The following is an 11,737-nucleotide window of genomic DNA, read 5'->3' as shown; positions in this document are numbered from 1 at the left end:
CCAGCGACTACACGTCGACGGCCACGCCCGCCTGCAGCAGGGCGCGCGCGCTTTCCAGGGCCAGGCGTTCGGCCTGGCCCGACTGGCTGGCGTAGGCCACCAGGGTGGGCAAGCCTGTCTCCGCCTGGCCCGGCGCGCCGCTGCCCAGCAGGGTGCGTTGCGCCTGCACGGCCCGTTTTGCCTTGCGGCGGCCCAGGTACAACATCCAGCCCGTGATGGCGAACAGGGGCAGGCCCAGGCTGGCCAGGGTGACGATGATGCGGCCGGGCAAGCCGAAATACGTGCCCATGTGCAGCGGATAAATGATGTTGACGAGGCGCGAACCGAGCGCTTGCTGGCTGTACGGCGCGTTTTCCGTGAGCGTGCCGTCGGCCGGCAAAATGCTCATGCGGCTGCGCGCCCGCTCGTGCGGGGCGTCGCTGGCCAGCCAGGTGAATTGCACGGCGTCGCCGGGGCGCGCGGGCAGGCGCAGCGTGGCCAGGGTCCAGCCGGGGGCGTGTTGCTGGAAGCTGCTCCAGGCCAGGCCGATGTCGACGGCCGGCGCCTCCTTCTCCTTGCCCGTCCCCTTTTTCATGGGCGCCTGTGCCATCCTTGGGGGCTTGCCGGCCCAGGCATCGATATTGTCGCGCACCACGTCATAGCTCCAGTAAATGCCCGTCAGGGTCAGCGCCACGTACACCACCAGGCACCAGGTGCCGGCCACGGCGTGCAAATTCCACAAAAACGAGCGGCCTTTTAATGCAGGATCGAAGGTCAGCCACGTGCGCCAGTCCAGCGGACGGCGGGGCCAGCGCAGATACAGGCCGGACAGGGCCAAGCCCAGCAGGCACAAGGCCAGCGCGCCCGCCACTTGCCGGCCCGGATCGCGTGGCAGCAGCAGCCAGCGGTGCAATGACTCCGTCCACTCGAAAAATTCCGCCCCCTCCAGCGCCGGCTGGGTCGCGCCCGTGTATGGGTGCACATAAATCGATTCGCCGCGCCGCTGGCCGTTCTTCGGCGCGAAGAATAAACGGGGCGCCGCGCCCGCTTCTGCATACATGGTGATGGAAGCGACGCGCTGGCCGTGTTCGGCTGCGGCAATGTTGCTCAGCTGGGCCGGCGTCAGCGGCGCGCGTGTTTCCACGGGCACATGGCGCACGCCGGGGTTCATGACATCGAGTAGTTCATCCTTGAAGGCCAGCGTGGCGCCGCTCAGGCCGATGATCACCAGCACCGTGCCGGCCGTGATGCCGATAAACCAGTGCAATTGAAACCAGACCTGCTTCCAACTCCAGTGCCAGCGCCGCTGTTGCGGGGCGGCGCTTGGCTGGCGCACTGCGGACGCGGCGTCGGTGCTGCTGGCACGCAACTGGGGGAGGGAGGAGGTGGTCATGGCGGCTTTCGATAGCGCCGCCATGCAGATATCAGGCATGGCGGGAAGAAGGAAGGCTGACATTTTAACGCAAACGAGAATCATTCGCAAATTATGGCACCCTGTTTTCGCGTGGCGGAGGCCATTCTCGTTTGCCTGATTGGTCGCCATAGGCGCTACAATAGGGATACTGTTCACTAGTTTCCATTGCCGCCATGACCACTTCCACACCGAATCTCGTCGTCACCCCGTCCGCCCACCCCTTGTCCGACGCCGAGCGCGCCGCGCGCATGGTCAACCCCGCCTTCGGCCGCATCTTCACGGACCACATGGTGGTGATTCCTTACCGTGACGGCAAGTGGCAGCAGGGTGAACTGAAGGCTTACGGCCCTTTGACGCTGGACCCGTCCGCTTCGTCGCTGCACTACGGCCAGGCCATCTTCGAAGGCTATAAAGCGTTTGCCCAGCCCGATGGCAGCATCAAGACTTTCCGTCCAGAACAAAATGCCGAGCGCTTCAACCGTAGCGCCGCGCGCCTGGCCATGCCGGCCATCCCTGTCGAGCTGTTCCTGGAAGCGGGTGACGCGCTGATTGCGCAAGACCGCAACTGGGTGCCGAAGAAAACGGGCGAAAGCCTGTACATGCGTCCGCTGATGATCGCCACCGACCCTTACCTGGGCGTGCGTCCATCGGAAGAATACCTGTTCGTGCTGTTCGCCTCGCCGGCCGGCGCCTACTTCCCGCAAGGCGTGAAACCCGTCACCGTGTGGATCAGCGAAGACTTCGTGCGCGCCGCGCCCGGTGGCACCGGTGAAGCCAAGTGCGCGGGCAACTACGCGGCCAGCCTGATGGCCCAGTCGCAAGCACAGGAAAAGGGCTGCGACCAGGTCGTCTGGCTCGATGCCGTGCACCGTGAATTCATCGAGGAAATGGGCGGCATGAATTTGTTCTTCGTGTACAAGGATGGCGAAAAGGTCACCGTCGTGACGCCGGAATTGACGGGCACCTTGCTGCCAGGCATCACCCGCCGCAGCTTGCTGGAAATGGCGAAAGACCTCGGCTATGCGACGGAAGAACGTAAATTGTCCGTCCAGCAATGGCGCGACGACATCGCCTCGGGCCGCATGACCGAAGTGTTCGCCTGCGGCACGGCCGCCGTTATCACGCCCGTTGGCGTGGCCAAGGCCAACGGCTTTGAAATGACCATCAACAACAATGAAAACGGCGCCGTCACCCTGGCCCTGCGCGAAGCGCTGCTGGGCTTGCAGCATGGCACGGCACCGGACACGCATAACTGGATGCACAAGGTTTGCTGATCAGCTTGTCTGATTGATACCGCGCCGGCACTCAGTTGCCGGCGTTTTTATATCTTGAAGGAATTACGATGAAAATTCGCTCTGTCTTGCCCGCCCTGGCCGCCGTTTTCCTCAGCCTGTCCGCCGGTGCCGTCCACGCGGCCGACGCCAGTTGCGCCATTCCGCGCAACGTCAGCTATGTCGATTACGACGTCAAGCCATCGGACGAGAAAAACACCTGCTACAAGCAAAGCACGAACGTGCCCACCGATTACTTCATGCTGGCGCTGTCGTGGTCGCCAGGCTTTTGCGACAGCCAGCGCCGCCGTGGCGAAGTGTCGAAAAAGGCCGCCTTCCAGTGCGCCGAGAGCAACCACTTCGGCTGGATCGTGCATGGCCTGTGGGCGCAGTCGGCCAATCCCGCCACCTGCGAAGACATTTCCGTGACGCCGCCGCGCAAGACGGACATGCACCCGCGCTATTGCAAGGGCAATTTGCCGAAGCTGGCGCCATCGGAGATCCTGCCGTACATGTGCATGCAGCCCGGTGAAGCCTTGCTGCAGGGCGAATGGGAAAAGCATGGCGCCTGCGATTTCGATACGGCCAAGCAGTATTTCGAGAAGGAACGCGAACTGTTCCAGGCCTTGAAATTGCCGGATTCCACCATGCCGAAAAACGAACTGTTCCAGTGGATGAAGCAGCACAACCCGCAGCTGAAGGGGCGTTGGCTCGGCTATGAAAAGCACTCGGGCGAGTTGCGCATCTGTTATTCGAAAGAGTTTAAAGTGATCGACTGCCAGAAGTAAGCTTGCCGCTCCTGCAGCTTTCTTTCATACATGCTAGTGTATTGCCCGGATCAGCAAGATGAACAGGTAGTGTATTTATGCAGCAGTTTATGCAGCGGCAAACGCAACCCGTCATGGTGGGCGAGGACGGCTTGCCGCCCGGCGCCCGTTTATGGGCCATGCTGGCGCTGGCCATCGGCGTGGGCATGGCCTCGCTCGATACGGCGATCGCCAACACGGCCTTGCCCGCCATCGCCAGCGAGTTGCACACGACGCCGGCCGCTTCCGTCTGGATCGTCAACGTCTATCAACTGGCCATGGTGGCGACCCTGCTGCCGTTTTCCGCCCTCGGTGAAATCGCCGGCTACCGGCGCGTATTTATCTCCGGCATGCTGTTATTTACCCTGGCGTCGCTCGCCTGTGCGCTGGCCTGGTCTCTGCCGTCGCTGGTGGTGGCAAGGCTGTTTCAAGGCGTCGGCGCCAGCGCCATGATGAGCGTCAACACGGCGCTGCTGCGCGCCCTGTATCCGAAACACTTGCTGGGCCGCGCGTTCGGCAACAATGCGCTGGTGGTGGCCGTCGCGTTCGCCATCGGCCCCACGGCCGCCTCGCTGATCCTGGCGACGGCGTCGTGGCCGTGGCTGTTCGCGATCAACGTGCCGCTGGGCGTGGCCGGCTTTTTCCTCGCTAGCCGCATGCTGCCGGCCACCAAACTGTCTGGCCACACCCTGGATGCGCGCACGGCGCTGTACAACGTGGGCGCCTTCGGCTTGCTCATTTTGCTGTTCGGCGACGCGGCCCATCACGCGTCCGGCGCCGTCCTGCTGGCGGAACTGGTGGCCGTGGCCGTGTTCTTTGCCTTGCTGCTGCGCCGCCAGGCGGGACATGCGGCGCCGATGCTGCCGATCGACCTGTTCCGCCGTCCATTGTTTTTGCTGTCGTCGCTGACGGCCATCTGCACGTTTGCCGCGCAGGGACTGGCGTTCGTCTCGCTACCATTCTATTTTGAAGTCACGCTGGGCCGTTCGCCCGTCGAGACGGGTTTTTTGATGACGCCGTGGGCCGTGCTGGTGGCCGTGATGGCGCCCGTGGCCGGGCGTTTGAGCGACCGTTACTCGCCGGGCGTGCTGGGCGGCATCGGCCTGGCGGCGCTGGCCGGCGGCTTGCTGACACTGGTGTGGATACCGGTGCATCCCAGCGCGTTTGATATCGGCTGGCGCATGGCCTTGTGCGGCATCGGTTTCGGCTTTTTCCAGGCACCCAATCTGAAAGCCATCATGGGCAGCGCGCCGCCCGAGCGGGCAGGCGGCGCCAGCGGCGTGGTGGCCACCTCGCGCCTGATCGGCCAGGCGACGGGCGCCGCGCTGGTCGCCTACTGCTTCACCGTTTCCGCCGCCAGGGGCACGACGTATGCGCTGTGCCTGGCGGCAGGGTTTGCCGCCGTGGCCAGCATCGCCAGTTTTTCGCGCCTGGTGGTGGCGCAGCCGGCGTGGCAGGCCGGCAAGCGCGACTGACTGCTATCGCTTAAACGTCGATGGCCTTGTCCGACTGCATGCGCTTGCGCAATTCAAACTTCTGGATCTTGCCCGTCGACGTGCGGGGCAGGGGACCGAAATAAATGGCTTTCGGCACCTTGAATCCGGCCAGGTTGTTCTTGCAGAAGGCGATCAATTCCGCTTCCGTCACGCTGGCCCCTTCGCGCAGTTCGACGAAGGCGCATGGCGTCTCGCCCCATTTTTCGTCCGGCTGGGCGATGACGGCGGCGGCCAGCACCTGCGGGTGGTGGTATAGCGCATCTTCCACTTCCACGCTGGAAATATTCTCGCCACCGGAAATGATGATGTCCTTGCTGCGGTCCTTCAGCTTGATATAGCCATCCGGATACATCACGCCCAGGTCGCCCGTGTGGAACCAGCCACCGGCGAAGGCTTCCTGCGTCGCCCTTTCATTCTTCAGGTAACCCTTCATGCAGATATTGCCGCGGAACATGATCTCGCCGATCTGTTCGCCATCGGCCGCCACGTGCTGCATGGTTTCCGGGTCGATCACGGCGACGGCGCTTTGCAAATGGTAGCGCACGCCCTGGCGCGACTTCAATACGGCGCGCTCTTCCTGGCTCAGGGCCGCCCACTCATCCTGCTCGGCGCAGATGGCGGCGGGGCCGTACACTTCCGTCAAGCCATACGAGTGGATCAAGTCAAAGCCCATGGCTTCGATCTTTGCCACCATGGCGGCCGGCGGCGGCGCGCCGGCTACCATGCCGCGCACGGTCCAGTCGATTCCCTCGCGCCAGCTGGCGGGTGCATTGGCTAGCGCCGCATGCACGATGGGCGCCGCGCAATAGTGGGTGATGCGCAATTCGCGCATCAGGTCGAACACCAGTTTCGGTTCGAACTTGCGCAGGCACACGTTGACGCCGGCGCGCGCGGCGATGGTCCACGGGAAGCACCAGCCATTGCAGTGGAACATCGGTAATGTCCATAAATACACGGCATGCTTGGGCATGTCCCACTCTAATATGTTCGACAGGGCGTTCAGGGCCGCGCCCCGGTGGTGGTAGACCACGCCTTTCGGGTCGCCCGTGGTGCCGGACGTGTAGTTGAGGGCGATGGCGTCCCACTCGTCCGCTGGCGGCTGCCAGTCGTAATCGGGGTCACCGCTGGCCAGCAAGCTTTCGTAGTCGAGGTCGGAAAAAGCCTCCACTTCCGGTCCCAGCACGTCATTGACCTGGATCACGCGCAGCCCCGGGATCTGCGCCGCCATCTGGCGCGCCAGCTCGGCAAATTCCGTATCGGCCAGCAAGACTTTCGCGTGGCCATGGCGCAGCATGAAGGTCAGCGCCGCCAGGTCGAGGCGGATATTCAGGGCGTTGAGGACGGCGCCGGCCATGGGCACGCCAAAACTCGCTTCCACCATGGCGGGCGTGTTCGGCAGCATCACGGCCACCGTGTCGCCCGTGCCCACGCCCAGTTTGATCAGGCCGGAGGCGAGGCGGCGCGTGCGCGCATAGGTTTGTTGCCACGTCTGCCGCACGGCGCCATGTGCAATTGCCAGTCGATTGCCATATACTGCCGCTGCCCTGGCGATATAGTCGAGCGGGGTGAGGGCGGCGTAGTTGGCGCTGTTTTTGCCGAGGCCGGTGTTGAAATCAGCAGTCATGCTTGTCTCCTGGTAAATAATATTGGTACTGGAATTCTGTAGCTCCCTGTTTCGGGATTGATACCGGCCAGCATAGCACCGGTGCTGGAAAATCACTGTCATCTTAGTGACAACTGAAGGATGGAATGAATAGCAATGATAGTGTAGAGCGTGCCGTGCCGGAACTCGACAGCCATGACTGGTTCACGGCCCTCGACGCGCGGCATCAGACCTTGTTGCGCACCGGCAGCGTGCTCCGGCATTACGAGGCGGGTGCCTTCATCACGCGGCGCGGCGAACCGTCGGCGCACTGGATCGGCGTGCATACGGGCTTGATCAAGCTGGCCGTCTACAACGCCGATGGGCGCGGCGCCACGTTTTCCGGCGTGCCGGCCGGCGGCTGGTGCGGCGAGGGCAGCGTGCTCAAGCGCGAATTGCGCCGCTACGACGTGGTGGCCGTGCGCGCCGCGAACATTATCCTGGTGCCGGTGGAGCTGTTTCATCTGCTGCTGGCCGAGAGCCTTTCCTTCAATGCCTTCGTCATCCGCCAGCTGAACGAACGCATGGGGCAATTCATCGCCACCATCCAGAACCAGCGCCTGCTGGCCGTCGACGCGCAAGTGGCGCAAGCGATCGCGCAGCTGTTCCACCCCATGCTATACCCGCGCACCTCCAGCGTGCTTGAGCTGTCGCAGGAAGAAATCGGCTTGCTGACCGGCATTTCGCGCCAGCGGGTGAACCTGGCCCTGGGTCGCCTGGCCGAATTGAAACTGATCAGCATCGCCTACCAATCGATTCGCGTGGTGGACCTCGATGGCTTGCGCCGCTATGGCGTGGCGTCGCTGTGATGACAGACTGCTTGCGCGATGTGTGGCATGCTTATGGCTCGTTCACCACATTGACCTGACGCATGGCCCTCGTTTCCGATCATCCCTTGCACTTGCTGGGCCTGCGCTTTCCGCTCAGGCTGCGCGTCACCGTGCGCCAGGGTTTTGTCACCTTGCATAATGAAATCACCACCAAGAAACTGGGCAGCGGCGACAGTTTTGTCGTGCCCGCTTTTCTGCGCTTCGCCTGCGACGTGATGCCGGGACGGGGCAAGCCGGCCGTGTTCACGCTGGCGCTGGAAGATGATGAGGCGGAGGGCGGCCACGGCGGCGGCAAGCGCTGGAGTCAGGCGTTGGCGCAGCACATCTTTGATACGCCGCAAGGAAAATGGACGGCGGCCCGGCTGGCGACCCTGTGGCAAGTGACGCCGCACAAGGCGCGCGCGCGCCTGTTTGCCGAGGGCGAAGCATTGCTCAGTCTGGTGCGCGAGCAGCGCCTGGCGCATGCGCTGCACACGGCGGCGCAAGCGGGCGCCGATGGCGAAGGAGGCGAGCGCGACCTGGCGCAAGTGGCGGCCGGCTCCGGCTTTGCCTCGATCCCCGCGTTTTGCGACGCCTGCGTGGACGTGGCCGGCGTGCGCCCCAGCCTGTTCCTGCGTGGCCAGGCGCCCGGATAGCCGGACTCCGCTATAATCGGGGCCATGGGATCTTTATTGAAACGCAAACAGTGGCACATGTGGTTCGCCTGCCTGGCGATACTGCTCAATGCGCTGTCGCCGTCCCTGTCGTATGCGTTTTCCGCGCTGCACGCAAACGCGAACAATGCCGCCGTCGAGATCTGCTCGGCCAGCGGCGCCGTCTACACGCAAGCGGACCTGGCGCCGGCCGTCAAATCCACCACCGATTCCGTACTGCACCACATCGAGCATTGCCCGTTCTGCATGAGCCATGCGGGCAGCGCGGCCCTGCCGCCGCCGACCTTGTCTCCGCTGGCCGTCATCACGGGCCACGACCACTATCCGCCATTGTTCTGCCAGGCACCGCGAGTACCGTTCGCGTGGCTGGGCGCCAGCCCGCGCGGCCCGCCTTTGACTGCCTGAACGCAACAGTCACGCCTTCCACGTCCCAACTTGTCTCAACTACGCCCATCGGGCCGGAATTACCATGAAACGTCGTCTTTTCCTTCTCGCCGGCACGGCGGGATTGCTTACGCTTGCCGCTTGCGAACAAGCACCGAAACCCCATTACAACGGCCTCGACCTGACGGGAGGCGATTACAAGCCCGACTTCAAGTTGAGCGGCCCCGACGGCAAGGTCTACACCCTGGCCGACTTCAAGGGCAAGTATGTGATGGTCTTCTTTGGCTTCACGCAATGCCCGGACGTCTGCCCGACAGCCTTGTCGCGCGCGCTGGAAATCCGCCAGAAACTGGGCGCCGATGGGGATAAACTGCAGGTGATCTTCATCAGCATCGATCCCGAGCGCGATACGCCCGAGCTGCTGGGCGAATACATGCGCGCCTTCGACCCCAGCTTCCTGGGCTTGCGCACGGATCCGAAGAACACGGCGCAGACGGCCTTCAATTACAAGGTCTTCTACCGCCGCGTGCCGAGCGGCAGCTCGTACACGATGGACCACACGGCCATCAGCTATGTGCTCGATACGGAAGGGCGCATGCGCCTGGGCCTGAAACACCAGTTGACGGGCGACGAGTGCGTGCAGGACATCAAGACCCTGATGAAATCGAAATACACCTTATAACCACACCGAGGAATGATCATGACCCATCTGAAAACCCTGCTGGCCACGGCCCTGACCGTGCTGTCCTTCTCCGCCGCTGCCCAGACTTCCGTGCAGATTACCGACCCGTGGGTGCGCGCCACCGTGCCGCAGCAAAAAGCCACGGGCGCCTTCATGCAGATCACGGCGCCGAAAGCCATGCGCCTGCTGGAAGTGCGCTCGCCCGTGGCGGGCGTGGCGGAAATCCATGAAATGAGCATGACGGACAATATGATGCGCATGCGCCAGGTCAAGGAAATCGCCTTGCCAGCCGGCAAAGCCGTGGAACTGAAGCCGGGCGGCTACCACGTCATGCTGCTGGACCTGAAAGGCCAGGTGAAGGCGGGCGACAAGATCCCGCTGACCCTGGTGCTCGAAGGCGAGGACAAGCACCGTGAAACCATCGAAGTGACCGCCGTGGCCCGTCCGCTGGGCGCCGCCTCGGCCCCGATGCCGGCGATGAAGCACTAAGCTTCCCGCTACCTCCTTGAAAAGCCCGGTACGCCGGGCTTTTTTGTGCCTGTTTGAAAGTTAAACGCCCGTTTGATACAATATCGGACAATATTAAACGGTTGTTTAAATGATGGGATAGGCATGACGGAAGAAATACAAAACGAAAGTGAACCGGCGCGCGCGCGCATCCTGCAGGCGGCGGCGGACCTGTTTGCCGACGAGGGCTACAAGGCCGCGTCCGTGCGCCGCATATGCGAAGCGGCCCACGTCAACGTGGCGATGGTCAATTACTATTTTCATAGCAAGGAAGAGCTGCATCTGGCCGCCTTCGACCATGCGCGCGAATTGGCGCGGGCCTCGGCCGCCGACGTGGCGGCCGCCAGTGCGCGGGCGCAGTTGCCGGCAGTGGAACAGTTGCGCCTGGCCATCGAGGCGCTCGTGTCCGACATGCTGCGCTCGGGGCCGGCATCGCTGTTCAGCCGCCTGGTGGCGCGCGAACTGATCGAGCCGACGGCCGCCATCCACAAGCTGGCCGAACGCAATGTGCGCCCGCAGCACGCCCTGTTCACGGGCTTGATCCGTGGCGTGGTGGGGCCGGCCATGCCGATTGAGGTGGTGCAGAAATGCGTGTTCAGCGTGATTGGCCAGGCCGTGTTCTATGCCCGCTCACGCATCGTGCATGAACTGGTGGCGCCGGAGATCACCTATGACGAGGCGGGCATCGCCAGCATTGCGCAGCATGTGTCGCAATTCTCGCTGGCGGCCCTCGATGGCATGCGCCGCCAATATGCCGAGCAGGCGGGCGCATGAAGGCGCGCAACCTGACCCTGGTGCTGGCCGGGCTGGCCATGCTGGGCCCGTTCGCCACCGATACCTTCTTGCCGTCGTTTCCCGCGATCGGCACGCATTTCGACGTCAGCAGCGTGCTGGTGCAGCAGACCCTGAGCGTCTACCTGGCCGCCTACGCCTTCATGACCTTGTTCTATGGCACCTTGTCCGACTCGTTCGGCCGCCGTCCCGTGATTCTCGCTTCCCTGCTGATCTTTGCCGTCGGCTCCATCGGCGCCGCCTTCGCGCCCAGCTTTGGCTGGCTGCTGTTCTTCCGCGGCATGCAGGGCGCCTCGGCGGGAGCGGGCAGGGTCATCGGGCAAGCCATCGTGCGCGACACCCTGTCGGGCGCGGCCGCGCAAAAGATGCTGGCCAATATCATGATGGTATTCGGCATCGCACCCGCCATCGCCCCCATCATCGGCGGCTGGCTGCACGTGGCCTACGGCTGGCAATCGACGTTCGTCTTCACGTTTGCCGTCACGGTGTTGCTGGCGCTTGCCTGCCTGAAAGGTTTGCCGGAAAGTTTAGCCGTCGAGCAACGCCAACCCTTCCACCCCGGCAACATCGCGCGCAATTACTGGCTGGCCTTGCGCCACCGGGCGTTCCTCTTGCGTTCGCTGGCCGTGGCCTTCGCCTTTGGCGGCTTCGCCCTGTACATCTCCTCGGCCCCGCATTTCATTCTGGAATTGCTGCGCCTGCCGGAAACGGCGTTTGGCTGGATGTTCATCCCCATGGTGGCCGGTCTGGTGCTGGGTTCGGCGCTGTCGGGCAAGCTGGCCCATGCGGTAAAAAGCACCGTGCTGGTGCGCTGGGGCTTGCTGGCCATGGCGGCCACGGGGGCGATTAACATTGTTTACAACCACTGGTTCGTGGCCAGCATCCCGTTCGCCGTCGTGCCCGTGATGCTGTACGCGTTTGGCATGTCGCTGGCCTTGCCGGGCATGACCATGTCGACGCTCGACATTTTCCCGCAGATGCGGGGCCTGGCCGCGTCCTTGCAAAACTTCGTGCAAATGCTGGTGTTTGCGCTGGTGTCCGGTTTTGTCGCACCATTGCTGTTCGACAGCGCATTCAAGCTGGCGCTGGGACAGGCGTCGGCCGTCGTGCTGGCCGCCGTATTCTGGTGGCTGGGCAGCCGCCAAGGGGTGGGGCAGGGCGTGACGGGGGTTATTGAAACAACATGACCAGCCCTGGAAATAGATGGCATGCATTCTGCTTTGTTACACTGTGACAATCAGACCCGTGCCGCGGGCGCCACAGCACGCGCGCGGGTCTAAG

General features: G+C 63.4%; 12 protein-coding genes. 10 read left to right on the top strand and 2 right to left on the bottom strand.

Translation table 11 applies throughout. The features are described 5' to 3' along the window. Window positions 1–7: 7 nt before the first annotated feature. Window positions 8–1,372 carry a PepSY-associated TM helix domain-containing protein gene (locus KY494_RS29995; protein WP_308836416.1) on the bottom strand — a complete coding sequence of 455 codons (1,365 nt, stop codon included), beginning with the start codon at window positions 1,370–1,372 and terminating at the stop codon, window positions 8–10. 194 nt (window positions 1,373–1,566) lie between these two features. On the opposite strand from KY494_RS29995, the gene KY494_RS05830 reads away from it, so the two are divergent. From KY494_RS05830 to KY494_RS05820, 3 genes are all read left to right on the top strand, one after another. Continuing rightward, on the top strand, window positions 1,567–2,667 hold the full coding sequence (locus KY494_RS05830) for a branched-chain amino acid aminotransferase (RefSeq protein ID WP_219890249.1): 1,101 nt from the start codon (window positions 1,567–1,569) through the stop codon (window positions 2,665–2,667). A 68-nt stretch (window positions 2,668–2,735) separates the two neighbouring features. Then, complete coding sequence (locus KY494_RS05825; RefSeq protein WP_219890248.1) at window positions 2,736–3,452, top strand: hypothetical protein; 717 nt, start codon at window positions 2,736–2,738, stop codon at window positions 3,450–3,452. Window positions 3,453–3,529: 77 nt separating this feature from the next. Continuing rightward, window positions 3,530–4,945 carry an MFS transporter gene (locus tag KY494_RS05820; RefSeq protein WP_219890247.1) on the top strand — a complete coding sequence of 472 codons (1,416 nt, stop codon included), beginning with the start codon at window positions 3,530–3,532 and terminating at the stop codon, window positions 4,943–4,945. 10 nt (window positions 4,946–4,955) lie between these two features. Here the strand turns inward: KY494_RS05820 and KY494_RS05815 are convergent, their stop codons facing one another. After that, window positions 4,956–6,590, bottom strand: coding sequence for an acyl-CoA synthetase (locus KY494_RS05815; protein ID WP_219136255.1), 1,635 nt, complete (start codon window positions 6,588–6,590; stop codon window positions 4,956–4,958). 125 nt (window positions 6,591–6,715) lie between these two features. On the opposite strand from KY494_RS05815, the gene KY494_RS05810 reads away from it, so the two are divergent. From KY494_RS05810 to KY494_RS05780, 7 genes are all read left to right on the top strand, one after another. Next, entirely contained in the window at window positions 6,716–7,417 is a 702-nt protein-coding gene (locus tag KY494_RS05810) for a Crp/Fnr family transcriptional regulator (RefSeq protein WP_219890246.1), read from the top strand. Between the two features lie 62 nt (window positions 7,418–7,479). Continuing rightward, complete coding sequence (locus tag KY494_RS05805; RefSeq protein WP_219136253.1) at window positions 7,480–8,073, top strand: helix-turn-helix domain-containing protein; 594 nt, start codon at window positions 7,480–7,482, stop codon at window positions 8,071–8,073. A 36-nt stretch (window positions 8,074–8,109) separates the two neighbouring features. Then, the gene (locus KY494_RS05800; RefSeq protein WP_258194689.1) at window positions 8,110–8,496 is read left to right on the top strand and encodes a DUF2946 domain-containing protein; all 387 of its coding nucleotides are present in this window, start codon (window positions 8,110–8,112) and stop codon (window positions 8,494–8,496) included. A gap of 64 nt (window positions 8,497–8,560) precedes the next feature. Continuing rightward, window positions 8,561–9,157, top strand: a complete 597-nt coding sequence (locus tag KY494_RS05795) for an SCO family protein (RefSeq protein ID WP_070222056.1) — start codon at window positions 8,561–8,563, stop codon at window positions 9,155–9,157. A gap of 18 nt (window positions 9,158–9,175) precedes the next feature. After that, a complete protein-coding gene (locus KY494_RS05790; RefSeq protein WP_219136251.1) occupies window positions 9,176–9,646 on the top strand; it encodes a copper chaperone PCu(A)C in 471 nt (156 codons plus the stop codon). 123 nt (window positions 9,647–9,769) lie between these two features. Further along, window positions 9,770–10,438, top strand: coding sequence for a CerR family C-terminal domain-containing protein (locus tag KY494_RS05785; protein ID WP_219890245.1), 669 nt, complete (start codon window positions 9,770–9,772; stop codon window positions 10,436–10,438). Further along, window positions 10,435–11,643 (top strand): multidrug effflux MFS transporter, encoded by a 1,209-nt coding sequence (locus KY494_RS05780; RefSeq protein ID WP_219890244.1) that lies wholly within the window; start codon window positions 10,435–10,437, stop codon window positions 11,641–11,643. Before KY494_RS05785 ends, KY494_RS05780 begins: the two co-directional genes overlap by 4 nt. The last annotated feature ends 94 nt before the right edge of the window (window positions 11,644–11,737 follow it).

The organism is Janthinobacterium sp. PAMC25594 (assembly GCF_019443505.1).
In the GTDB taxonomy this organism is placed as follows: Bacteria; Pseudomonadota; Gammaproteobacteria; order Burkholderiales; family Burkholderiaceae_D; genus Janthinobacterium.
Note: the sequence above shows the minus strand (reverse complement) of the source record. Positions and strands in the feature narration are given on the sequence as shown.

What these genes read in the sequence shown, in the direction of transcription:
- KY494_RS29995 (WP_308836416.1), bottom strand. Translation starts at nt 1,372, where the DNA reads ATGACCACCTCCTCCCTCCCCCAGTTGCGTGCCAGCAGCACCGACGCC.
- KY494_RS05830 (WP_219890249.1), top strand. Translation starts at nt 1,567, where the DNA reads ATGACCACTTCCACACCGAATCTCGTCGTCACCCCGTCCGCCCACCCC.
- KY494_RS05825 (WP_219890248.1), top strand. Translation starts at nt 2,736, where the DNA reads ATGAAAATTCGCTCTGTCTTGCCCGCCCTGGCCGCCGTTTTCCTCAGC.
- KY494_RS05820 (WP_219890247.1), top strand. Translation starts at nt 3,530, where the DNA reads ATGCAGCAGTTTATGCAGCGGCAAACGCAACCCGTCATGGTGGGCGAG.
- KY494_RS05815 (WP_219136255.1), bottom strand. Translation starts at nt 6,590, where the DNA reads ATGACTGCTGATTTCAACACCGGCCTCGGCAAAAACAGCGCCAACTAC.
- KY494_RS05810 (WP_219890246.1), top strand. Translation starts at nt 6,716, where the DNA reads ATGAATAGCAATGATAGTGTAGAGCGTGCCGTGCCGGAACTCGACAGC.
- KY494_RS05805 (WP_219136253.1), top strand. Translation starts at nt 7,480, where the DNA reads ATGGCCCTCGTTTCCGATCATCCCTTGCACTTGCTGGGCCTGCGCTTT.
- KY494_RS05795 (WP_070222056.1), top strand. Translation starts at nt 8,561, where the DNA reads ATGAAACGTCGTCTTTTCCTTCTCGCCGGCACGGCGGGATTGCTTACG.
- KY494_RS05790 (WP_219136251.1), top strand. Translation starts at nt 9,176, where the DNA reads ATGACCCATCTGAAAACCCTGCTGGCCACGGCCCTGACCGTGCTGTCC.
- KY494_RS05785 (WP_219890245.1), top strand. Translation starts at nt 9,770, where the DNA reads ATGACGGAAGAAATACAAAACGAAAGTGAACCGGCGCGCGCGCGCATC.
- KY494_RS05780 (WP_219890244.1), top strand. Translation starts at nt 10,435, where the DNA reads ATGAAGGCGCGCAACCTGACCCTGGTGCTGGCCGGGCTGGCCATGCTG.